Source organism: Parajatrophihabitans canadensis (genome assembly GCF_053764775.1).
This window is the reverse complement of sequence record NZ_CM132445.1, coordinates 2,032,544-2,056,200: the sequence shown is the minus strand read 5'-3', so window position 1 is coordinate 2,056,200 and position 23,657 is coordinate 2,032,544. Positions and strand designations below refer to the sequence as shown.

The window sequence follows — 23,657 nt, the reverse complement described above, 5'->3', positions numbered from 1 at the left end:
TGTTGGCTGCCCAGCCACCCGGGAGTAACAGGGAGCGGCTGTCTCACGCCCTCAGATGATCTTGATGGTAGCGACCGTCGCCTCAGCCTTGGGCCATAGATCTTTACGGTCATCGGGTATCGACATCATGAAGATGCTGACGCCGGCACTTGTCGGGACCCCGACCACCCAGAGCCGCTCGGTCTGGGCCTTGATGTTGTTCGCGGCACGGAAGGCGGGGTTGATCGTTATCTCCGTGACGAGCTCGTAGCCGGTGGCACCGGAGAACGTCTGCGTATGCGCTGCCAAGGTCTTGGGCGAGGGACCGTCACCGTAAGCCTGAGCCAAGGCATTCTCGGTGCGGCGCTGGACCTCGGTCTGCACGTCGGCCAGGCTCGGCGGAGCGCTGGTCGGAATCGAACCGTTGGAGGGAACCGCGCTAGGGCCCTGCCGGAAGGCCACGATGCCGGTGGAGGGGTTGACAATGACGCTCTTCGGGTTACCCGAGCCCTCGCTGATGACCCATCCAACTTCGGTTTCGTGGTCCAGCGAGATCCGCAGGCCAAGGTAATTGTTCGCAACGCCTTGCCGGAGGTAGTTGTCGATGCAGTTGTAGGAGAGATGCGATTCCTCGTCACGAATCGTCGGGCAGGCCACTGCGGGGACGTCCGTACCGCCAGAACTCCCACCGCCCCCCCCGGAGCTGGGACCCGGTGTGGGAACGGCTGCGGTCGGATTGGGCCCGGGCAACGCTGACGGCGCCCCCACGCTGTTCTCGGACTTGTTGCCACCCGTCCGCAGAGCGTTGACAAACGCGACGATCACGACGACGACCACTACTGCCGCCACCGCGATCCAGAGCCCCGCTCGCCTACGCGGTGGTGGCGGTGGCGGCGAACCCCAACCCGAGTTGTGCCCGGAGCTCCCGTTGGAATCCCAACCTGTCGTCGATCCGGCGACGGGAGGGGCAGACCATTCCGGCCCGGGACCGGGGGGCTGAGGCGCAAGCCAAGTCTCTGGCTGCCAATCCGGACCAGTCACGCTGCGCTCCTCGGTCGCTGGCGCTCCCTGCGATGCTCACTCGAGTCGCCAATCGCTGCGCTCCTCGGTCGCTGGCGCTCCCTGCGATGCTCACTCGAGTCGCCAATCGCTCCGCTCCTCGGTCGCTGGCGCTCCCTGCGATGCTCACTCATTGCGGGGTTAGCCCTTGAGCCCGAGTCGGCCAACGGCTGCGAATTCCTGCCAGAGGTAACCGGCTGCCTCGGCTCCCTTGTACAACATCGAAATGGTTACCTTCTCGTTCGGAGCATGGATCTGATCGTCGGGTAGCCCAACCCCAAGAAACACCAGCGGCGCGCCGATCGCATCGGCTATGGCAGCTTCCGGTCCCGACCCGCCCTCTCGGGTCGGTAGCACCACGTCAGTATCGAAGGCCGCGCAGATCGCTCGGGACAGCGCGCCGAACGCGGCCGTGTCAATGCCCACGACACAGGGTGAGACTCCGTCGCCCTCCCACTCGATGCTGTGCTCGATTCCGTCCGGTGTATGTGCGGCTACAAATCGTTCTACGGCCCCCCGGATCGCCGCGGGGTCCTGATTGGCGACGAGGCGGAAGGAGAGTTTCACGAAGGCGTCACTCGGAACAATTGTCTTCGTACCGTCTCCCTGGTAACCACCGCCGATGCCGTTGACCTCGGCGGTAGGCCTGGCACCGAGCCGTTCCAAAGTAGAGAAGCCGACTTCGCCGGTTAAAGCTCTGGACTTGCTGGTTGCCAAGAATTCTGCTTCGTCGAAGGGAACGCGGGCGATCAATCGCTGCTCATCGTCGGTCAGGGCCAGAACATCGTCGTAAAAGCCGGGAACCTGAATTCGCCCCCCTTCGTCGTGAAAGGCTGCAGCCAACCGAGCGATTGCGATAGCGGGGTTGGGAACCGCGCCGCCAAATGATCCGGAGTGCAGATCAAGATCAGGTCCGTGGAAGTTCACAGTGGCCGATACCAGCCCACGCATGCCGGTGACTGCACTCGGAATGTCTTCTGCCAGCATCCCCGTGTCAGTTATCACCACGACGTCGCTGGCCAGCCGATCCGCCCGTTCGGCGAGCAGCTGCTCAAAGTTGGGTGAACCTGACTCCTCTTCGCCCTCGACAAGGAATCTCAAGTTCACGGCAGGACTGCTACGCCCAGTTGCAGCCAGATGCGCCCGCAGTCCGAGCAGATGAAACAGCAGTTGGCCCTTGTCGTCTGACGCGCCCCGGGCACGCAGCACTGCGCCGTCGACCGTCGGTACAAACGGATCGGTATTCCACAATTCGATCGGATCTACCGGCTGGACGTCGTGATGCCCGTAAACGAGCACTGTCGGCGTGTTCTCGGTGGCGTCCTCGGCTGGCCACTCGGCGTAGACCGCCGGCAGTCCTCGAGTCGGCCAAATCTCAACTGTGGGGAATCCGGTGCGATGGAAGGCGTCGACCAGCCACTCGGCGCTGCGGTGGACCGCGTCGTGATGTTCGGGCTGCGCGCTGATGCCAGGTATTCGCAGCCACGCATCCAGATCGGCCAAGAGGCTCGCTTGGTTTTCGGTCACAAAGGTGCGCACATCGGTCACGCACTCAGGCTAGCCTTCGGGCTCGGGATTCCAACGCCCGAGCGCACCTAGAGGAGCATTACACAGTGACTCGTTACCTGGTTGTCGGAGCCGGAATTCTCGGTCTGGCCACCGCTCGCGCGCTGCTGAGAAAAGATCCTGCGGCGGCGGTGACTGTACTCGAGAAGGAAGCTCAGCCGGCGTTACATCAGACCGGCCGCAATTCCGGGGTCATACATTCCGGCATCTACTACCCGCCCGGATCAGCAAAGGCCGTGATGTGCCGGGCCGGGGCGCGCTCGATGACCGCATTTGCCGAAGCACACGGCATACCCGTCATCGCCACCGGCAAGCTGATCAACGCGACACAGCCGGACGAGCTTCCAGGACTGAAGAGGCTGTACGAGCGGGGTATCGCCAATCAAATTCCGGTGAGCCTCATCGGACCGGAGGAGGCGAGAGGGTACGAGCCCTATATCGCCTCGGTCGGCGCAGTCCATGTGGCCAGCACCGCGATTACCGACTATCGGGCGGTGTGCGGCGCGTTCATGATAGAGATAACGGCAGGTGGCGGCGACGTCCGGTTCGGGCATCCGGTCATCGGTTTTGATCGACGCGGATCTGTGACGATCGTCAGGACGACCGGCGATGAATTCGAGACCGATGTGGTTGTCAATTGCGCGGGCTTACATGCCGACCGGATCGCTGCCCTTGACGATGGGACAAATTCCGAAGGTGAAACCTCACGAATCATCCCCTTCCGCGGCGAGTACTTTGAGCTGAGGCCCGAACGTCGTTATCTGGTGAAGGGCCTGATCTATCCAGTTCCGGATCCGGATTTTCCGTTCCTTGGTGTGCATCTGACCAAGATGGTGGACGGCGGCGTACACGCTGGACCGAATGCTGTGCTCGCGCTGGCGCGCGAGGGCTACCGATGGCAGACCGTCCGGCCGCGAGACCTCCTAGACGTGTTGAGCTATCCCGGATTCTGGAGACTTGCGCAACACAACATGCGACCGGGCTTGATGGAGGTCCTTCGATCGCTGTCCAAGAAGCGGTTCGCTGCGAGCCTCGCCCGCTTGGTACCCGAGATCACCGCCGATGACCTCATTCCTTCTGCAGCGGGAGTTAGGGCCCAGGCGTTACGCCCGGACGGCGGCTTGGTCGATGATTTCCTGATCCGGACGAAGGGCGGCAACGTCCACGTCCTCAACGCCCCATCGCCAGCTGCAACCAGCTCGTTGGAGATCGGCCAGCACATCGCCTCGCTGGCTATGGCTGGAAACCATTGATCGTCGGGGTGCCCTGGTCAGCCATTTAGCAGCGTGCGTAACTGCGAAGCCGTCAGGAGATCGGCCGGCGCGACCGTGACATCGGCTCCCACGTAGTGGAACGCCGCGCTGACCAGCGCTAGGTCGGAGTCGCCAATGCCCTGCAGCTCTGCCCACGCCAACCGGTACAGAGCAAGCTGGGTAGCTTTGGCACGAGCCTCTGCGCCGACAGGGGGGCTGCCGGTCTTCCAGTCGACGATGACGAATCGGCCTGTCGGCTCTCGAAACACAGCGTCCATCCGACCGCGAACCACTCGCCCGTCAAAGGACATCTCGAAAGGGACTTCGACGGCGATCGGTGTCTGGTCGGCCCACGCACTCGTTTCGAACCTCGCTTTGAACTCCTCCAGTTCGAGATCGTCGATCTGTTCGTCGACAGCACCGGGAAGTTCGTCGATGTCCAGTAAGGTCTCCGCGGCCCATCGCTGTTCCAGCCACCGATGGAACGCATTGCCACGCCGGGCCTGTTTCGCCGGGCGATGTGGAAGCGGACGCCGGAGTCGCCTGGCCAAAGCCTCTGGATTCTGAGCCAGTTCCACGACCTCGGTGACCGACAGTTGATCCGGCATCGCGACGACCACCTCGCCGGGCCCACCGGCGGCGCGGTGCTCGGCAAGAAGCAGGTCGACATCGCGTTGCCAGGACTCGGCGATGCTCAGGTCCGCGCTCGCCCGCCTCGCAATGGCAGGCATCGACGATGGCAGCGATCGGGAGGATGGCGACACAGCTTGGCGAGCCATCGATTGCCGAACGAGTTCTGCGGCAGATTCCAGGGCAACGCGTCGCGCCGGGCTTAGTGGGTCCGCCGGCCATAACACGGCGTGATCAGCGGCTTGAAGTGGATTCGTCTCGCCCTCACTGACGACATGCCATCGATCAACCTCGACAGTGCCCCCCTCGGCAAGACCCCTTAACTCTTCAAGAAACACCGAAGGCACCCGTACGGTGCTGCCGGACCCCCAAGCCGCACCCGAGACGTAGAGCGCCTTTCGCGCTCGAGTGAATGCCACATAAGCCAGGCGCCGCTCTTCAAGGAGGTGACGCGCCGTCAGTTCTGCACGATGCTGCTTGACGCGCTCCTCGGCGTCCGATCGGTCCGCGCAACCGAGGAATGTCAACTCCGGCATGTGGTTTCGGTCGCCCCGCAACGGCGTAGGCAGGAGCGCAGGGGTACTCGCCCAATCATGGCTCTTCGCCTGGTCGGGAAACCCCTTTTCGATCAATCCAGCCACGCAGACGACGTCCCATTCGAGCCCTTTCGACCCATGCACGGTCAGAATCTGAACGCGCTCAGCCTGGACTTCGGTTGCTGCGGGTTTGAGGCCGTATTCCTCATCTTCAGCCGCCTTGAGATACCCCAAAAAGGCAGATAAGCCGGCCACCCGATCGCCGCCCGAACGTTCGCCGACAAAACGTGCGGCTTCATCAATGAAGCGATCCACATTTGCCCGACCAGGGTCCCCGAGAACGGCCTCAGATGCTTCGGAGCGAGCCGCGACCTCGACGTCGAGCCCTAGCGCGCACTCGACCTCGCTGATCAGATCAGGTAATGGCAGTTCCAGGCGTCGTCTCAGGCGGCGAATTACCGTTCCGCAGTCCGCGAGACGACGAAACCCCTCCGCCGAATACGACCGTTCGTCGCCAAGGTCGTCGAGCGCTTCGATCAGCGAGGGATCTACTCGTTCATCGTCGTCGTGCGAAGCACCATAAGCACCATCGGATCGATCGGGGTCGTCTGGTATCAGGCTCAGTGGATCGTCCGAGGAGCGCGCGTCGCTCGACTGTAGGGAGCGGCTTGTCTGGCCCGCCAGCATCCGTGCCCGCTCGTGAAGGGCCACGAGATCTGCGGGGCCGATACGCCAGCGAGCCCCGGTCAGTAAGCGACCTAGCGAACCGCCGGCATTGTGGTCGGCGAGTACCTGAAGCACTGCGCGAATGTCGGAGATCTCTGGCAGCGTCAGGAGTCCACCCAGATCAACGACCTCCACGGGCAAGCCTGCTTCGCGGATCGACTGCGCGATGGTGGCGATCCCCGACCGCTTGCGTACCAGCACAGCAAGCGTGCGTTGGCCGTCTGTCCAGTCCGGATGCTCACGCTGCAGCCATTCTCGTTTGAGCGTTTCGGCGATCCAGATCGCCTCTTCGACAACCGATGGCTGGAAACTGATTGCCACGCGACCGATCCCAGCGTTTGGGCGCTCAGTAAGCGGTCCATCACCCGGGTTTCGAAGAGGTTCGGCGATCCGATTGGCAGCACTTAGGATGCGCCGATCATTGCGCCAGCTCGTCAACAACCCGAATCGTTGGACGGCCTGGCCATCGCCACTCTGGAATCGGCGTTCGAATTGACCGATGTTCGCCGCGCTTGCACCGCGCCAGCCATAGATCGACTGGAGCGGGTCTCCGACGGCTGTCACCGCTTGGCCTTCAGCGAACAACGCGCACAGCATCTCGATCTGCGCGTGGCCGGTGTCCTGGTACTCGTCCAGCAATATCAGGTCATACCGAGATGCCTCTATTGCGGCCACCGCCGGCAAGCTGGCCAATTCGGTGGCAAGCACCATCTGATCTGGGAAGTCGATCGCTCCGACGCGTCGCTTGGCTTCATCGAAACGCTCGATCAGCGGAAGCAGGTCTGTGCGTTTCATGAGGCTGGAGCGCAGCTTGTCGACGTACTCCGGCCATTCCTTTCGCGTGCGCTGGCCCTTCGGCAGCGGATCCAGTTGATTGCGGATCTTGGTCGTCAGCGCGCGCACTTCGTCGGCCTCGGCGAGGTGATCGGCAAGCTGCCCGGCCAGATCCAAGGTCCGTTCGGTCACAGTCGATACCACACCTGGCTCGACCTCGAACGAGCCGTCGTAGCGTCGCACCACTGAATCCGCGAGCTGCCATCTCGCGGCCTCGGTAAGCAGACGCGCGCCAGGCTCTCGGCCGATTAGCATTGCGTGCTCGTCGACCAAGCGGCCAGCGTAGGCGGCATAGGTGAGCACGGTCGGCTCGCCGATGGGCTCAGCGACCTGGTTGTCCGCACGGTAGAACGTACGCAAACGTGCCCGGATACGCTGCTGTAGCTCTCCAGCAGCCTTACGGGTGAAGGTCAAACCGAGGATTCGCTCTGGAGACACGAGACGGTTGGCAACAAGCCAGACGACACGTGCCGCCATCGTCTCGGTCTTGCCTGACCCAGCACCCGCGATGACGACTCCTGGGCGCATCGGCGCCTGGATGATCTCCGTCTGTTCGCTCGTAGGCGGGTAGCCACCGACCATTTCCGCAATTGCCGCCGGACTGAACCTGACGAATTCTCGGTTCGGCCTGGCGGGTACCTGAAGTATCAGCGGCTCAGCCACGCTCATGCGGTCACCTGCATTCCATCGCTCTGCGCCGGACAGCTATTGCGAACCGGGCACCTCGTGCACCCACTGCTCGGCCGCGCCATCACCGTGCTGCCTCGCAGCACCGAGGCAATCCGCGCGAGTTCGCGGCGTACCCATTCGGGATCGCTCATGTCGGTCAGCGCCGGTTGACGCTGTTCGCCGGGGGTAGCGGCACCGACCTGCACCAACCGTGCGCCGCCGGGTTTTGCCGGAGCGTCACCGGTAAAACCACCCTCGAGCACCGCGAGCTGATACGCGGCGAGCTGCGGATGTTCAGCCACCGCGTTCTTGCTTGGCTTGTTCTTGCCCGTCTTCAGATCGACTATCACAAGGCGGCCAAACTCATCCTTCTCAAGCCGATCGACTTTGCCGGAAAGCAAGACATCTCCGACCTCTACTCGGAACGGCAGTTCCCGACCAACCTCGGTCAGCTCGGCCCGGCTCGTCCTCAGCCAGTGGGTCAATTCGGCCAGCATCCGTTCCGCCCGGCCACGCTCATTGATCGCATGCCACGGCGCGCCGAAGTCAAGCTTCGACCAGCCCTCGTCGAGCAGCTCCGCGAGCTGCTCCACGGTCGCATCGAGCGGCGCCTGTTCGGCCACCGAGTGCAAGAGGGTTCCTAGCGATGCCGCGGCCTCATCAGTCGCGTCCACTGCGCCTACTTCGGTCAGCAACGCCCTTAGCTCGCAATCGGAATATGCCTCGAACTTGGACGGGCGGATGGGAACCAGGCCCCCAGAGACCGGACGGATTGGTGCCGAGGTCGACAGCTCAGCCAGCCCCCACCATTCATCCGGGTGTGCGCCGGGGATACCTTCGAGTGCCAGCCGGGCAAGCTGTTCGGCAGCCGCATGTCGATCGGGCTCAGTGGTACGCACGTCCATCATCGCGGCCCGGAGTTCAGCCACGATGCCCGGAAGGGCAAAGGCCCGCTTGCCTGTCTGAACGGGCCGCACGTCGACTCCATCGGGTAACGGAGCAAGTTCTTCGAGGAATTGCGATGGCTGGGTGTCCTCGGTGGCCAACGCGGTCACCACGAGCGATCGGCGCGCACGAGTCACAGCCACATAAAACAGCCGACGCTCCTCCGCCAGTCGCTGGCCTAGCAGACCCGTCGCGATCGGCGCTCGGTCTGCCCGCAGATCGACTAGAAGATCTGCCCCCAAAAGGGAACCTCGTTGTTTCAGATTCGGCCAGCTAGCCTCTTGTACACCTGCAACGCAGACCACGTCCCACTCGCGGCCCTTGCTCGCATGCGCAGTGAGAATGGTGACCACCTCGCCACCGGCGCGTGGCGTGCTGGTCCCGCTGTCGGTGATCTGCAATTGGGTCACCCAGCGATACAGTTCATCCACGCCGCCGCCGGGCGAACGTTCGGCGATCTTGGCAGCTTCGTCGAACAATGCAAGCACTGCGTCGAGATCGCGATCCGCTCGTGCACCGTCTGCTCCGCCAAGAAGGCTTCGCTGTTCCAGCCGGGCGCCGACACCGCTGGCGTTCCAGACCGCCCAAAGGATGTCCTCCGCGGCAGCACTCGACGATGCAGCCGAGTCCCCGGATTCGATCACGGCTCGAACGCGTTCGACTGGGCGTCGTACTCCGGGCGGAACGAGCGCGCTCGCGCCGGGTTCGGTGAGCAATAACGCCAAGGTCGTATCGGCGCCCGCGGCTCTGCGCAGATGCCGTCGCATCCGCAAGATCTGAAGTGGATCCGCCCGGCCAATCGGCCCACTAAGAAGCAGCTCCGCGTCCTCAGCCGTTATCTCCGCCGGGCGCGCAACGCAGCTCAATAGCACTAGCAGGTGCGCGATCGCTGGCTCATCGACAAGCGCGCCGCGCACCGCTTGCCCGACCGGCACACCCGCGGCGGCCAAGCCGCGCCTCAGGCTGTCGGCGGATGAGCCGGCAGACCGCACGATTACCGCCATTTGCGACCACGGAACGCCGGCTTCTATGTGTGCTCGCCGCAACACCGTTGCCAAGTGGGCAGCCTCGGCCGAAGCCGACGAGAAGACGGCGACGGATATCTCACCGTCGTCCAGCGACGCGTCAGCGCCGAGCATCCGATGCCGAACCAGACCGCCGCCGAGCCTGGCCGCAATCCGACGCGAGCCAGCTAAGAGGGTCGATCCGCTCCGGCGGCAGACCGACAAGGTGACGGTCTGCATCTGAGGGTCAAACAAGGTCGGGGTGGCCGAGGCGAAGAGTCCTTCGAATAGCGAGTCGACCTCGCCCATGGTGTGTTGATCGGCACCTCTGAAGGCGTAGATCGCCTGGTCTGGGTCCCCCATGATTACTAGTTCGTCTGCACCAGCCGCGATCAGCTGCAGTAAGTCAATCTGCGCAGGATCGGCATCTTGAAACTCGTCAACGAAAATTCGGCGGCGGCTTGCCCGTTCCGCGGCCAGCAACTGCGGATTGGCCAACAGCTCAGCCTTCGCGCGCTGAATGAGTTCGGCGGCGTCGAACGCGCCTGGGGCCTTCAGTGCGGTCACGTCCAGATACTCATCCAGTATCTCGGCCGCAGCCAACCAGTCCGGCCGAGCATGCTTAGTGCCATATGCCGCGAGCTCGGCAGGCGCGATATCTCGTTCGATCGCCCGCATCAACAGTTCGCGCAACTCATCGGTAAAAGCTCGAGTCTCACTTGCGGCAGAAAGGTGAGCGGGCCAACCCTCCCTACCGTCGATGCGCCGACCCGCCAATAGGTCACGAAGGGTCACGTCTTGCTCCGAACCTGACAACAGCCGAGGTGCTGGCTCACCAGTGAGGACGGCCGAGCGGCGGACAATACCGAAGGCATAGGAGTGGAAAGTGCGAGCCACTGGCTCAGAGACCGTGCGTTGCAGTCGCGCTGTCACCCGATCACGAAGTTCACCGGCGGCAGCTCGAGAGAAAGTGAGCAGTAGCAGATTCTCGACCGGCACGGCGCGGTTAACGACTCTGTCCACCGCAGCCTCGACGAGGGTGGTGGTCTTGCCCGTGCCCGGACCAGCCAGGACACGCAAAAGCCCGTGATCATGGTCGACGACCCGGTGCTGGTCGGCGTCCAACAGAGGCGGCCGCGGTGTGAGTCGCGGTGGCCGCGTCAGGCGAAACGTCGGGTTCTGCGGCACCCCTTCATCACATCACAAAGTGCCGACAGTTCCGCGGAACCGACCCACGCCGCCAACCCACGCCGTCACCTAGAATTCGAGGGCCATCAGGAGGCGGTGGACGGGACGCCTCCGTCCCAGCGGGCGACCTTCATGTCGACACGATCGCCTCGGATCGGCACGCCGTCAGCCCGAAGCAACGCCAACTGCTCGCCACGGATGTGTCCTGCAGTGGTGCCGTCGGCGTGCAAGACCCGGTACCAGGGCAGACCGTCATACGATTCGGTGGCCAACACCCGACCGATGACCCGAGCCGATTTCACGCCGATGTACTCGGCAACGTCGCCGTAGGACATCACTCTGCCTGGGGGTATTGATTCCACACAGGCAAACACACGCTCGGCTAGCGAAGCGGAACCCGCAATCATCGTGGCGTCAGGAGGAGGAGGAGCCAGATCAGTAGGACGGCAAGGAGGGGTCGACCTGGTTGACCCAGCCGATCACACCGCCTTGCACGTGTACCGCGTCGGCGAAGCCTGCGGCCTTTACTGCCGCTAGTGACTCAGCGGAACGAACGCCCGTCTTGCAGTACAAGACGATCTGACGATCTTGCGGGAGTTCGGACAACGCCTCGCCGCGCAGAATCCGGTCCTTCGGGATCAGGGTCGATCCCGGGATGGACACAATCTCGTACTCCGCCGGCTCCCTTACGTCGATCAGGGCGATCGGCTTCTTGGCGTCGATCAGCTCCTTTAGTTCGGCGGCGGTAATCGTCGAACCTGCGGCAGCCTGCTGGGCCTCTTCACTGACCACGCCGCAGAAGGCCTCGTAATCGATGAGCTCGGTGATTGGCTCGGTAGCCGGATCTTTGCGGATCTTGATCTCATCCCATGTCATATCCAGAGCGTCGAAGACCAACAGGCGCCCGACGAGCGTTTCTCCAATACCCGTGATCAACTTGATGGCCTCGTTGACCATGACTGATCCGATTGCCGCGCAGATGACGCCGAGCACGCCGCCCTCAGCACACGATGGGACCATTCCAGGCGGCGGTGGAGAGGGGTACAAGTCGCGGTAGTTCGGGCCGTACTTGTCCCAGAAGACGCTGACCTGACCCTCAAATCGATAGATCGAGCCCCAGACGTATGGCTTGCCGAGCAGCACAGCGGCGTCGTTGACCAGATAGCGGGTCGCGAAATTGTCCGTGCCGTCGACGATCAGGTCGTACTGGTTGAAGATTTCCAACACGTTCGAGGTGTCGAGGCGCTCTTCATGCAGGTTGACTGTAACGAGCGGATTGATCTCGAGGACCGAGTCGCGCGCGGACTGAGCCTTGGACCGGCCGATATCTGACTGGCCGTGAATGATCTGCCGCTGCAAATTGGACTCATCCACCACGTCGAACTCGACGATGCCGAGCGTGCCGACACCTGCCGCTGCTAGATAGAGGAGCGCGGGCGAGCCGAGACCACCGGCACCGATGCAGAGCACCTTGGCATTCTTCAAGCGCTTCTGACCGGCCATGGCAACGTCGGGAATGATCAGGTGGCGGCTGTAGCGCCGAACCTCATCGATGGTGAGTTCATCGGCTGGTTCCACCAGCGGCGGTAGAGACACGAAGTCAGGTCCTTCCGAGGGCGGGGTGTTGACGACCCCGCGGTGAGCTGTACTGAATACATCCTCGGTCACAACGTCGGGACCGCGGTCAGCGATTCCCATTGTCCATGATCTAGTTGTGCCGGCGGTGTCGGGCAGCCGGCATCAGGACGAGTTGCGCTGAAAAAACTGCAGGTCTGGCCCGTCCCCCGGCTCTTCTGGTCCAGGCGCGTCCTTCACTCCAGTCGGGTACGGCCAGGGATTCGGCTGGCAGATCGCCCCGGAGGCAGTCTTCGTACCGATGGTCTGCTGCATCATCACAGGCGCGATTCCACTTGCCAGACACTCATGACTGTGGTTGTGACCCAGTGCGTGGCCGACCTCGTGGTTGACCGCGTAGAGGCGATAGGTGGCCAGGTCGCTCGAGTACGCCTTGGCGCCGCGCACCCACCGGGCGACGTTCAAGACCACCCGGGCATCGCTTCCGTCGTAGCAGGAGGTCTCCACCGGCAGGTCGTAGCCGCACAGTTGGCGAACGGTCATTGACGAGACCAGCGTGACGTGGAAGTCGACCGGCCCGGAGTCGACCCGCTGCAGAGCGGTCTTGCCGTCCGCTATCCACGACTGCGGATTGCTCAGGGCGGTCACCACCGTATTCGCGAAGCTATTGAGGTCGACGCCCGTCACGCCGTTTTCAACCTCGACCGAAAACTTGTGGACCGTCCCGGACCCGATCACCTTCGAAGTCCCAGGGATAGTGGCGAAAGTGCCCTTGCCCGTCGTCGTATAGGCCGCGCCAGGTGGTAGCGCCAGCGCTGGCAACACTCCGTTCAGTGCGCTCGCACCAGGGTTGTCGGACTTCAGATGTTCATTGGAGGCGGCCACCGACGGCCCCGAGGCCGCAACGCTGGATCTCGAGGTGTCGCCACCTCCACCGCCACTGAGGGCGTGCTTGACCGACTTCGGCGAATTGGTCGTGGCGAGCGCCAGGACCGTCAGCACCACCAGGATGGGAAGCGCGTAGGCCCGCCAGCCGTAGCGCTCTGCGAAGCGCTGCCAATGTCTGGCCGCAGAAGGTTTGGACGCCTGTTGGCGACCAGCGCTGCGCGAGTTCCGCGCGGCACCGTTCGGTTGGCGCGCATCCTCCGCCGAACTGCGGTTCGCCGTACTGCGAGTCGCCGTGCTTCGGTTGTCAGCGGCCGCCGTTCGACGGTTCGCGGCCAGCTGCCGATCCCGTTCGGGCGCCGAGGGGTGACTCACCTCGTCAGGCTCCCACACGGTTGGGATCACGCCCGTCATTTGCGCGCTGATAGAGCGACAAAATCGCCCGAGCCGTGCTCCTGGCATCTTCGAGTTGCGCAGTATGGCCTACGTCGTTCAGCACCAGCAGCGTCGAGTCCGCAATCACAGACGCCACCCGAGGGGCATTGGACACGTGCACCAGTTTGTCACGTGCACCCCAGACGACCAGAGTGGGAGCCTTGATTTCAGCCATCTGACGCCACGCGGAACGCTCACCCATCGCTAGGTAACCGCGCACCAGGCTACGAAACGACCGCAGCAACGCATCATGCGCCCAGGGCAGTTTCCGCCGGGCACCGATGTCGGCGGCCGCCTCGGCAAGTCGATTCGGCGGAACTCGTTCTGGATGGGCGAAACAGAGTTTGATCACGGCCTGAGCGCGTCGCTCCGGTGTACTGCGATCGATCCTGCTGAGCGCCTGGGAGCCAAGCCCCGGTACCAACAACAGCGGCATGAGCAGAGCGCTGCCTTTTCGTATCCTGAAGTCAGAGACTGCAGGCGAAATCAGCGTGAGTGTCTTGACCAGATCCGGACGGGTCGTGGCGACCTCGATGCAGATGGCGCCACCCATCGAGTTCCCGACCAGATGAACCGGGCCTCGCCCTGACGTCTCGAGGTATGCGACAACTATCGCGGCATGCTTGTGGAGTCGATAATCGTCGGCCAGCGGCGGCCCGGATTGACCGAAGCCGGCAAGGTCGAGCGAGCGTCCGTCAAACCAAGGCGAGAGTAAATCTGCCAGATCGGTGAAGTTCGTCGACGCCCCGCCGAGGCCGTGGACGTAAAGCGCCGGCTCCGCCTCGGGGTTCTTTGACGGCGTTGTCCGCACGAAAATGTCGGCGCCTTCGAGGGTGTGGAATTCACCTGGCCAAGGGGCGCGCTCAGGGTGAGGTTCGCCGACCGGGTAGTCCGCGGGCGACGCGAACTCGGCCATGCGTGGCGCCGCAGCACTCATGATCGTTCCGCACCCGCTTTCTCATAGAGGGCCGGTTGGCCGCGATGGCAGCCACCAGACTACTGACCGGTAAGATTCCGCAACGTCAGCTCGAGCACCGGGTGGTGTGCTCGGGTACCAGCAGAAGGGTCGTCATGACCGACACCGTCGACGCGTCCCGGGGGGCACGCCTGCCGAGATCCGCGCGGCGTAAGCAGTTGCTCGCGGCAGCCCAAGAGGTCTTCGTGAACAATGGCTACCATGCCGCCGCGATGGACGACATCGCCATCAGGGCGGGTGTCTCCAAACCCGTGCTTTATCAGCATTTCCCGGGCAAGCTCGACCTCTATCTCGCGCTCCTGGACACGCACGCCGAGGAGCTTGTCGGTCGCGTTCGCAACGCGCTGGCCGAGTCCGACGACAACCGGGCCCGCATCCACAACGTGATGACCGCGTATTTCGACTTCGTCGATGGGGAAGACCGAGGCGACGATGGCGCGTTCCGGCTCATCTTCGAATCCGACCTGGGCAACGAACCCGCCGTGCGCGAACGTGTCGATCGAGTCGCACGGCTCACGATGCAGGCCGTGGCAGACACCGTGGCCGCTGACACCGGCCTGTCCCGTCCCCAGGCCGAACTTCTTGGTGTCGCGCTGACCGGGGCTGCTCAGATCGCGGCCACATGGTGGCTCGACGCGGATCGGCCGGTCTCCAAGGCGGAGGCCGTGCGCCTGCTGGAAACCCTGCAGTGGCGTGGTATCTCGCACTTTCCACTGCATGCCTCCTCCCCCACGTGAGCATTCCAGCTCCCTACGTGAGCATTTCGAGCTCGCTGGATGGGCGGCGGCGACGACGTTCGCTCAGAGCGCAGCGCACCGGCTCGGCTTTCCTACGGTGGCTCCGCTAGCGTGAAGTGATCCGGCCAGGTGGTCGGCCCAGGACATCGGTAATCGGACATGGAATATCAGGAGGCTTCTCGTGGAGGTCAAGATCGGCGTGTTGCACACCCCCCGCGAGATCACGGTTGAGAGCACCCAGACTCCGACCGAGGTCGAAGAGCTGGTAGCGACCGCGCTCAAGAGCGTCGATGGTCAGCTGTCATTGACCGACGAGCGCGGGCGCAAGGTAATCATTCCGGCGAACCTGATCGCCTACGTCGAGATCGCACAGGCAGACGTGCGCCGGGTTGGTTTCGTCGCAGGCTGAGCGCTGCCTGGCTCCCCGAGCCGGACGGTTAGTTGAAGAGTCCGATTGCGGTCATCCGCTCCGTATGCCTAGTCGTTATTCGATCTATGAGCTGACCGATCTCTGCCAAGCCGCCCACTCCACCGACGATCAACTGGGTGAGGGCGTCTCGCTCCGCCGCGACACGCTGCGTCTGGCTTATCGCCTCGCCTACCAGTCGACGTCCCCATAGCGAGAGCCGTGATGCGGCGGTGGGGTCGGCAGCTATCAGCGCTCCAACCTCACGGACCGCAAACGCCGAGCTTCCGGCATCGGCGAGCGCTTCGGTCACCAACTGGCGCGTCGAGTCGTCGACGAACGCTGCTACTTCGCGGTAGAAATCTGCGGCGAGGCCGTCACCCACGTATGCCTTTACGAGGGCTTCGCCCCAGGTACGAGGCTCCGTCCGGGCGTGAAATGTCTCGAACGTCACCACAAAGGGCGCCATGGTCTGGAAAGGCTCGGCGCCCATCGAAGTGATGCGGTCGGTCAGCTTACGGAAATGACCCATCTCTACGGCCGCCATCTCCGACAGCGCAGCACGCTGCGCCATCGTCGGCGCCATCCGAGCGTCGGCAGCCATCCGGTCGAAGGCGCTCAGCTCGCCGTAGGCAAGAACGCCTAGCAGATCCAGGATCGCCGCTTGATTGCCGTCCGTCATTGGCCTCGCGTCTCTGTGTGGTGGAAATACCCGTAAGCGTTCGAAAAAGAGTGTCGCCGTCGGCCACGCTAGCGTCCAGATGACCGGGCGGAGGTTAGCTGGGCGGTAGACTGGCCCGGAGTCGCCAGCCATATCGATCGGTCGGCCTCACGTCCTAGCGGGTTTCTGCCGCGCTGGCGGCCGGCAGTACGGCCGCACCGCAGGTGCCCACTCGAAACAGCACCTGTTTGCAGAATTGGATAAACCACATGACCGACGCTGCCTCTGAGTCAGCCGCTCCGCTCGCCGCCACAGCACCTGTGAAACCCGAGAGTCCGCTTTTTTCGGACTTCGCAATCCGCCCGGAAATCATCGATTCGCTCAAAGCGGTTGGCATCGAACACACGTTCGCCATTCAAGAGCTGACGCTACCGATTGCGCTCGCAGGCCAGGATCTGATTGGTCAGGCCCGCACCGGTACTGGCAAGACCCTCGGGTTCGGCGTTCCGCTTCTCAACCGTATCAACATGCCGAGCGAGAAGGGCGCCGCGCCGCAGGCCCTTGTCATCGCCCCTACTCGAGAGCTTTCCGTACAGGTCGCCGGTGACCTGAGCACGGCGGGAAAGAAGCTTGGCGCGAAGGTCGTGAACATCTACGGCGGCCGCGCCTACGAGCCGCAGATCGAGGCGCTGAGGTCCGGGGCAGACGTGGTCGTCGGGACTCCCGGACGGCTGCTTGACCTGTCCCAACAGGGTCACCTACAGCTGGGTAACGTCCGATGCCTTGTTCTCGATGAGGCTGACGAGATGCTGGACCTCGGATTCCTTCCGGATATCGAGAAATTGATGGCGATGCTGCCCGCAGGTCGGCAAACGATGCTGTTCTCGGCAACGATGCCCGGGCCGATCGTGTCACTGGCCCGGCAGTTCTTGAATCAACCGATGCAGATCCGCGCGGAATCCGATACCGAAATACCGGCGACCGAACACGTGGAGCAATTTGCCTATCGGGCTCATGCCATGGACAAGGTTGAGGTGTTGGCTCGCATCCTCCAAGCGGAGGGACGCGGTTTAACCATGATTTTCAGCCGAACCAAACGAACCGCTCAGAAAATTGCAGACGAGCTGGTTGAGCGTGGGTTCGCCGCGGGCGCAGTGCATGGCGATCTAGGGCAGGGGGCCCGTGAGCAGGCACTCCGCGCATTCAGATCCGGCAAAGTCGATGTGTTGGTGGCAACAGACGTGGCCGCACGCGGTCTGGACGTCGATGACGTCACTCACGTAATCAACTATCAGTGCCCCGAAGACGCAATGACCTACGTACATCGCATCGGTCGCACGGCCCGCGCCGGCAAGTCAGGCGTGTCGGTGACCCTGGTGGACTGGGACGACCTGCCCAAATGGAAGCTCATCTGTGATCAGCTCAATCTGCCTTTCCATGAGCCACCGGAAACCTATTCGACCTCGCAGCATTTGTATCTAGAGCTTGGCATTCCAGCGTCGGCGAAGGGTGTCCTGCCGCGTAAGGAGCGAACCCGCGCAGGGCTGGACGCCGAACTGGTAGAGGATCTGGGTGGTCCCAAGAAGAAGGCAAGCCGGCAAACGAGCCATCGCGACGGGTCGGCTGCCGAGAGCTCGCCTGCTGGCCGGTCTCGATCACGCTCGCGAAGCAGGACTGCTGCGGATTCGGAAACACCCGCCGCCCCGGGCGATTCGAGTACCGCGACTGCCAGCGACCGCAACGCTCCCGCGAACCGGAATCGACGTCGCAGGCGAACGCGTGCTGGTTCCGGTTCTGGTTCGGGCTCGGGTTCGGTATCGGACACGATAACCACAAGCGATGGCGCATCCGCCGCGGCTGCCGCTTCCCGCAGCAACTCCGCAAGTTAAGTCAGGACGGCAGTGTGGCCCCGCCAGAGGACGTGATGCAAGCACCGATCCCACAGCGTCCACCTCTGCCGTCTGAGCATCCTGCGCTGTCGTCGTACCGCAGGCGTAATCGTCGCGCGATGAAGATCTATGCAGCAATTCTGACCGTGGTGGTCCTTCTCCTGTTCGGCGCAGTCAAATTGATCTATGCCCATGGCGAGTTGAACAAGGTCTCCCATATCACGGCCGCCGCTCCCCCCACGATTCCCGCTGCGAACACAGCAAGTTCCCTAGCAATGAAGTGGCACAGCGACGAACGACCTGCTGGAGGAAATCCGTACTCAAACGGCATCGTCGTCACCTACGCGGGGCACACCGTGAACGGCCGCGATGCCCGGACCGGCGTTGTGCGCTGGCACTACACTCGGTCCGACGAGGATGTCTGCGCGGTAGTTCAGCAAGATGCATCGACCATCGCCTTTTACAACCGCGACGGTAACTGCGACGAAGTTACCGGTTTCGTCACGGCAACCGGTGTACCCAAGTTCTATCGCACCCTTACCGACGACGGTGCACTCTCAGTTTCGAGCACCTCGAATGTGGTCTTGGTCGTTTCCGCGACCACTGTGCACGCCTTCGACAACGCCGGTGGAATTGACCGCTGGCTATGGACAGCACCCGCGGGCTGCAGAGTAGACAGAGCGCTCGGAGGTTCCATCGGGGTGTTGTTCAGCTATCACTGCGGCACACAGAACCATCTCGCACTCCACGATCTCACTGACGGTGACGAGTCCGCGAAGTGGACGATAAACGTGGGGGGACCTTACGTTCCGATCGCAGCGGGCGCGTTCGTAGCCGCTGCCGATCCGTCCTCCACCGAGGCGACGATCTACTCCTCCGACAAGGGTGTCGCAGGCAAGAAGTTCTCGCTTACCGGCGCCGCCGCCGGTGGAACGACCTCGATGGAGAGCCGTATCGCGACCGCGCTGACAGCGCTGCCACGCTCCCAGACCACGGTCGAAGGCGCCGACGCAAACAACAAAAGCCTCGAAGCGATCAACATCGGCGTGATCTTCTGCTTCTCCACGACGGGCCAAATATCCTGGACGGCCCCATCCGCCGGCCCCACGACAATCCTCGATGACGACCTCGTCTCTGCTACGGACAACGGTAAGGTCGTCCTGCACCAGATCGTCGACGGACATGAACAGCAAGTCGTTGCTGCTACCGGAGGAACGTTGCCCTATGCCGCCGGGGTGTCAACCTTCGCCATCGGTGCTGGCCTGCTCCTAGCAGGAACAACGACGGAGTATTACTCGTGAGAAGTGATTTTTCGATAGCGACGGGTGCAATCGCCGCAATCACCAACGACCGGTGGCGCGACGCAATGCCAATTCGTGCAACGGCGCTGTTCGTCCCTGGGTACACCGGCAGCAAAGAAGACTTCATGCCCCTGCTCCGGCCGCTGGCTGCTGCTAGCCATCGCGCCGTGGCGATTGATCAACGCGGACAGTACGAATCGAGCTGGGCAAAGTCGGCCGATGGCTATCGGATCGAGGCGCTGGCCCTCGATGTTGTTGAAATTGCTGAGCAACTGCGCGCTGGTCCCCAGCCATTGCACCTGATCGGGCACTCGTTCGGTGGTCTGGTGTGCCGAACCGCCGTTCTTGCCAAGCCTGAGCTGTTTGACACTTTTACGCTCATGGACTCCGGTCCAGCCGAAATCAGCGGTCAACGGCGCGCAGCGCTGCAAGCCGCCGAACCTGTGTTGGCAGAGCAAGGACTAGCTGGCTTGTGGGAACACGTCTCGCTGCAATCACAGGCTGATCCGAAATTCCGGCAATCACCGAAGGCACTTCTCGACTTCCTGCGCGCGCGCTTCTTGGCCAACGACCCAGTTGGATTGCAGACCATGGCCGACGAGCTTCGCAATGCCCCGGATCTTACCGATGACCTCGGTCGCCTTGGCTTGCCGAAGGCGGTGCTGTTCGGCGTGGACGATGATGCGTGGCCGCCCGAAGTGCAATCGCAGATGGCGGCTCGCCTCGGAGCGAGGGTCTTTGTGATACAGAATGCCGCGCATTCACCTGCGGTGGAGAACCCGTCGGCTACTTCGACAGCTCTGCTCGATTTCTGGCAACACCCTGCCGAATCGGACTAGTCAGCGACGAAATGCACTCCGGTAAATTGGCTGCGCCATTCGGTAACGTCCTTGGCGACGCCGGCCGTAGCAACCGCCGAGTCCAAGCCCCGCGCGATGAAGGAAGCCAGGGTTGGCATATCCGAAATACCCATGCCGAGCCTGACAATCTCGGGCGTTCCTATCCGCAGGCCATTGAAATCGCCCACGACGTCTGCGGTCGGCAGGCCGATTCCGCTGGCGAGTAGGTTCGCCTCACGTAAACGCCCGGCCGCCGCCTGCCCGCCGCCGAAGGACTCCGCCCTGATCGCAAACTGGTGAGAGCTCGTCGCACCGGCGGGCACGCTGAAAACCGGAACATCCAATCGCAACAGTTCGTCGCTCAATGCCGCTGCAGTCGCCTGCATAGTCGATGCGTAAGCCGACCCGCAAGCTTTCCAGTCGAGCAGCGAGACCGCTAGCGCGGCAACTCTTCCCGCGTCGAAGTTTGCCGTCAGACCCGGGTAGGCGATGGCCTCAATGCGCTCGGCAAGATCGGCGTCGTTGGTCACAACGAGCCCACCAGGCGGTCCGCCGAGACTCTTGTAGGTGCTCATGGTCATGACGTGCGCGCCTTCGGTCAGCGGCTGCGGCCAAACCCGGCCGGCCAACATGCCTGAGACGTGGGCAGCATCGAACATGAGCGTGGCACCCACCGCATCGGCGATCTCTCGAACTGCAGAAACGGGATGCGGGAAGAGATTGAGGCTCCCGCCAAGGGTGATCAGCCTCGGTGAAACTCGATGAGCTAACTCCTTCAGGGCGACGACGTCGACGGTGTACCCGCTGGCGGACACGGGTGCAGATATCGTTCGGACGCCATAGAGACCGGCGGCCCCCTCGGCATGATGCGTCACGTGGCCACCGAGCTCCGCGGGCGGCGCGATAACGACGTCGCCCGGCGAGCAAGTTGCCATGAATACATACAGATTCGCGAGCGCGCCGGAACTCACGCGAACCTCTGCATACCGTGCGTCAAAGGTCTCAGCTGCGAGCGCAGCCGCAATGATTTCAATTTGTTCGATGGCGTCGAGCCCGAACTCGTACTTGTCTGCGGGATAGCCAAGCGATGCCCGTGACCCGAGACCAGAAGCCAGCATCGCTTCGGCTCGGGGGTTCATCACGTTGGTCGCAGGATTGAGGTTGACGCATTCCACATCGTGGATCTGATGATTCAGTAAAACAAGGCGAACGAGTTCATCTCTAGTTGACTTGATGTCTGCCATCGCCGTTCTCGCCGCGATGTGTCTGACGAGCGAGGCAGTGGGGCGAGGTACCCAGTCGCGTTCACCGAGCGTCATGGCAAGTCTGACTCCAGGACGCCAAGCCCGGCCCAGCTGTCTTTCGGCTGCGATACCGACTGACCCTCGCGGCAATTTCGGCGGAAGTCGCACCACGAACAGGACGGACCTGGGTTCGGTTCGAATACCTCGACCGGGTCCGCTCCACCGGCAACGGTGTCACGTGCCGCGACAATGTCTGTCGCAGTCTGCTCAGCACGGCCGATGTGCTGCTGTAATGATTCCTCAGTGTGCTCGAACGCAGCAACGTGCCCGGTTCGAATGTTGTGCAGCTCGACAGTCCGACAGCGCTGATGCAAAGTGCGCTCCGCGGCGACGGCATACAGCGCCAGAGCGAGCGAGCCGCGCGCGTCATCGGCGTCCAGCCTGGAGCGCCCCGTCTTGTAGTCCACGATTACGAGTTCGCCGTCACGCTCGTCGATGCGATCTACCCGGCCTGATATGGCCAAGATCGAAGTTCGCGCGGCGACTGTGCGCTCGACTCCGCGAGGTTCGACGGCCTCGGGCCGACGAGCGTGTTCGTCGCTCAAATACTCGCTGACCCAGGCCGCTGCTTGATCACGCCAAGCCTGTGCCTGGTCGGCCGAGGCGAACCCGTCTGTCTGCCAATGCTGGCGAACCAGATGAGCGCCCGCTTCAGGAGAACGGCTTGTCGGTGACAGCTGCCACCATCGCGCCAAAGCGACGTGCACGGCTGCACCCATCGTGTTGTGCGCCCACGGTGGCCCCTTAGGCGGAGAGGGCCTGTCGATATAAGTCATGCGATAGCGCCGCGGGCAGTCGTAGGTGGCCAGCTTCGACGGTGTCGCTTGAAACAACGGTCGAGGCAGCCCGCTCAGTTCGAGCTGCTCAGGCTTGTCGGCATCAATCATGCTCACCAGTCGCCACCACCGCCGCCGCCGCCCCAGTCGCCGCCACCACCGCCCCAGTCGCCACCACCGCCGCCGCCGCCCCAGTCGCCGCCACCACCGCCCCAGTCGCCACCCGAGGAGTTTGCCCCGCCATCGGACTGCTGGCCCTGCTCAAAGCCCTGATTGAAGCCGCTGTCGTAACCCGATCCGTAGCCGTAGCCGCCCCACCCGCCACCGAAACCCCAGCCCCAACCTGGCGAAAGCGCCTCGGCGATGAGGAGTGTCTGCCAAAACGGCACGGAATACCAGCCACCGGCATAACCGCCACCGCCCGCAAAGTAATACGGAGCGCCTGGCTGATATTGCGGATAGCCCTGGATGTTTTGACCGTTGACGTTGACCTGTTGTGCTTCAGTCAGCTGCGGAGCAGTCGTCTCGGCAAGCGGTGGCAACTCCGGCCCAGGATCAAGCCCAAGCGCGGTGCGCGCAGTTCGCGTAGCCTGCAAACCCTCGAGAATCGAACGCCTGGCGCCGCCCAACTGCGCCAACGAGTTCGCAGAAGCGAGCTGCGAGCCACCCGAGTTGAAGCGCTCGGATGCGTCAGCAAGCGCCTGCCGAGCGGTCATATTGTCTGCGGGTTGCAGCGAACCAATATCGGCGGCGAGGCGGTCGTAGTACGGCTGAATGGCCGCCCGGGCGTCTGCTAGGGCCTGCTTGTCCTTCCGCTTGCGCCTCCAAAGCAGAGCGCCAATGCCTCCGGCTCCCAATAACCCGAAAACGCCGAGGATGGCCCAGCCGCTTGAACCACCGGATGAACCATTGGAGCTACCGCCACCGGACGATCCGCCCGTGTTTCCGTTGCCGGTCGAGGTACAGCTTCTCGACGTTGGCGCAGTTGATGCCAGCTGTGCGAAGCGCTGGATTGTTGCTGTCAGGTCCTTCGTCGCCTTCAGCTGAGTCAGGTTCTCCGTTACTGCGCGGTCGATGGAGACCGCGGCACACCCCGAACCGAGATAGTTCGAGCCAGCCCCATATCTCGTACCGACGAACACGCCGACGGTGACATCGCCGCCGACGGCCTGACCGATCTGCTTCGCCAGCGCGGTCGGATCTCCCGCGGTCGATCCGAGGACGGCAACCTTCACTTTGGTTCCGGCGAGCGAGGCACGGGCGCTGTCTTCAGACACCTTGATGTCGCCTATGTCGCCGGCTACGTAGAGATTGTCGGATTGCAGTTTGGTGATCGCATCGCTGAGGTCGTCGGCCGAGGCCGGACCGGCCATGACACCACTCGTGACCGCCATCAGACCAGCTGCGGCTATCACGCCGAACAAGGCAGTGCGAAAGCGCATCATGACCTCACGTTATCGGCCGGGCGATTTGCAGAACGCAAA

Annotated in this window: 18 protein-coding genes; 6 read left to right on the top strand and 12 right to left on the bottom strand. The window is 63.0% G+C overall.

Annotated elements, in window-relative coordinates:
* Window positions 1-51: 51 nt before the first annotated feature.
* Entirely contained in the window at window positions 52-1,020 is a 969-nt protein-coding gene (locus ACSMXN_RS10075) for a hypothetical protein (RefSeq protein WP_155958298.1), read from the bottom strand.
* A 159-nt stretch (window positions 1,021-1,179) separates the two neighbouring features.
* Window positions 1,180-2,586 carry a dipeptidase gene (locus ACSMXN_RS10070; RefSeq protein ID WP_027139253.1) on the bottom strand — a complete coding sequence of 469 codons (1,407 nt, stop codon included), beginning with the start codon at window positions 2,584-2,586 and terminating at the stop codon, window positions 1,180-1,182.
* 65 nt (window positions 2,587-2,651) lie between these two features.
* On the opposite strand from ACSMXN_RS10070, the gene lhgO reads away from it, so the two are divergent.
* Window positions 2,652-3,857, top strand: coding sequence for an L-2-hydroxyglutarate oxidase (gene lhgO, locus ACSMXN_RS10065; protein ID WP_022912525.1), 1,206 nt, complete (start codon window positions 2,652-2,654; stop codon window positions 3,855-3,857).
* 17 nt (window positions 3,858-3,874) lie between these two features.
* On the opposite strand, the gene ACSMXN_RS10060 is transcribed toward lhgO, so the two are convergent.
* The 6 genes from ACSMXN_RS10060 to ACSMXN_RS10035 form a co-directional block, all read right to left on the bottom strand.
* Window positions 3,875-7,252: an ATP-dependent DNA helicase gene (locus ACSMXN_RS10060; protein WP_022912524.1), complete on the bottom strand. Its 3,378-nt coding sequence runs from the start codon at window positions 7,250-7,252 to the stop codon at window positions 3,875-3,877.
* Entirely contained in the window at window positions 7,249-10,389 is a 3,141-nt protein-coding gene (locus ACSMXN_RS10055; RefSeq protein WP_022912523.1) for an ATP-dependent DNA helicase, read from the bottom strand. Before ACSMXN_RS10055 ends, ACSMXN_RS10060 begins: the two co-directional genes overlap by 4 nt.
* Before the next feature lie 86 nt (window positions 10,390-10,475).
* Window positions 10,476-10,796: an MGMT family protein gene (locus ACSMXN_RS10050; RefSeq protein WP_022912522.1), complete on the bottom strand. Its 321-nt coding sequence runs from the start codon at window positions 10,794-10,796 to the stop codon at window positions 10,476-10,478.
* A gap of 28 nt (window positions 10,797-10,824) precedes the next feature.
* Entirely contained in the window at window positions 10,825-11,985 is a 1,161-nt protein-coding gene (gene moeZ / locus ACSMXN_RS10045; RefSeq protein WP_027139251.1) for an adenylyltransferase/sulfurtransferase MoeZ, read from the bottom strand.
* A gap of 144 nt (window positions 11,986-12,129) precedes the next feature.
* Complete coding sequence (locus tag ACSMXN_RS10040; RefSeq protein WP_196811205.1) at window positions 12,130-13,224, bottom strand: DUF3152 domain-containing protein; 1,095 nt, start codon at window positions 13,222-13,224, stop codon at window positions 12,130-12,132.
* 4 nt (window positions 13,225-13,228) lie between these two features.
* Complete coding sequence (locus ACSMXN_RS10035; RefSeq protein WP_196811204.1) at window positions 13,229-14,221, bottom strand: alpha/beta hydrolase; 993 nt, start codon at window positions 14,219-14,221, stop codon at window positions 13,229-13,231.
* A gap of 134 nt (window positions 14,222-14,355) precedes the next feature.
* Between ACSMXN_RS10035 and ACSMXN_RS10030 the strand changes: the two genes are divergently transcribed.
* Window positions 14,356-14,997: a TetR/AcrR family transcriptional regulator gene (locus tag ACSMXN_RS10030; protein WP_027139250.1), complete on the top strand. Its 642-nt coding sequence runs from the start codon at window positions 14,356-14,358 to the stop codon at window positions 14,995-14,997.
* A 181-nt stretch (window positions 14,998-15,178) separates the two neighbouring features.
* Window positions 15,179-15,406, top strand: coding sequence for a DUF3107 domain-containing protein (locus ACSMXN_RS10025; RefSeq protein WP_022912517.1), 228 nt, complete (start codon window positions 15,179-15,181; stop codon window positions 15,404-15,406).
* 28 nt (window positions 15,407-15,434) lie between these two features.
* On the opposite strand, the gene ACSMXN_RS10020 is transcribed toward ACSMXN_RS10025, so the two are convergent.
* The gene (locus tag ACSMXN_RS10020; RefSeq protein ID WP_027139249.1) at window positions 15,435-16,085 is read right to left on the bottom strand and encodes a ferritin-like fold-containing protein; all 651 of its coding nucleotides are present in this window, start codon (window positions 16,083-16,085) and stop codon (window positions 15,435-15,437) included.
* Between the two features lie 248 nt (window positions 16,086-16,333).
* Between ACSMXN_RS10020 and ACSMXN_RS10015 the strand changes: the two genes are divergently transcribed.
* From ACSMXN_RS10015 to ACSMXN_RS10005, 3 genes are all read left to right on the top strand, one after another.
* The gene (locus ACSMXN_RS10015) at window positions 16,334-17,953 is read left to right on the top strand and encodes a DEAD/DEAH box helicase (protein WP_022912515.1); all 1,620 of its coding nucleotides are present in this window, start codon (window positions 16,334-16,336) and stop codon (window positions 17,951-17,953) included.
* A 119-nt stretch (window positions 17,954-18,072) separates the two neighbouring features.
* Window positions 18,073-19,254 carry a hypothetical protein gene (locus ACSMXN_RS10010; RefSeq protein WP_022912514.1) on the top strand — a complete coding sequence of 394 codons (1,182 nt, stop codon included), beginning with the start codon at window positions 18,073-18,075 and terminating at the stop codon, window positions 19,252-19,254.
* Window positions 19,251-20,093 carry an alpha/beta fold hydrolase gene (locus ACSMXN_RS10005; protein ID WP_022912513.1) on the top strand — a complete coding sequence of 281 codons (843 nt, stop codon included), beginning with the start codon at window positions 19,251-19,253 and terminating at the stop codon, window positions 20,091-20,093. Before ACSMXN_RS10010 ends, ACSMXN_RS10005 begins: the two co-directional genes overlap by 4 nt.
* Here the strand turns inward: ACSMXN_RS10005 and ACSMXN_RS10000 are convergent.
* The 3 genes from ACSMXN_RS10000 to ACSMXN_RS09990 are packed head-to-tail and all read right to left on the bottom strand — an operon-like array spanning window position 20,090 to window position 23,618.
* Window positions 20,090-21,412, bottom strand: coding sequence for a beta-eliminating lyase-related protein (locus tag ACSMXN_RS10000; protein WP_022912512.1), 1,323 nt, complete (start codon window positions 21,410-21,412; stop codon window positions 20,090-20,092). The genes ACSMXN_RS10005 and ACSMXN_RS10000 overlap by 4 nt on opposite strands.
* Window positions 21,409-22,284: a PD-(D/E)XK nuclease family protein gene (locus ACSMXN_RS09995; RefSeq protein ID WP_035943245.1), complete on the bottom strand. Its 876-nt coding sequence runs from the start codon at window positions 22,282-22,284 to the stop codon at window positions 21,409-21,411. The genes ACSMXN_RS10000 and ACSMXN_RS09995 overlap by 4 nt, the downstream gene beginning before the upstream one ends.
* A 2-nt stretch (window positions 22,285-22,286) precedes the next feature.
* Complete coding sequence (locus ACSMXN_RS09990; protein WP_022912510.1) at window positions 22,287-23,618, bottom strand: hypothetical protein; 1,332 nt, start codon at window positions 23,616-23,618, stop codon at window positions 22,287-22,289.
* Between the last annotated feature and the right edge of the window lie 39 nt (window positions 23,619-23,657).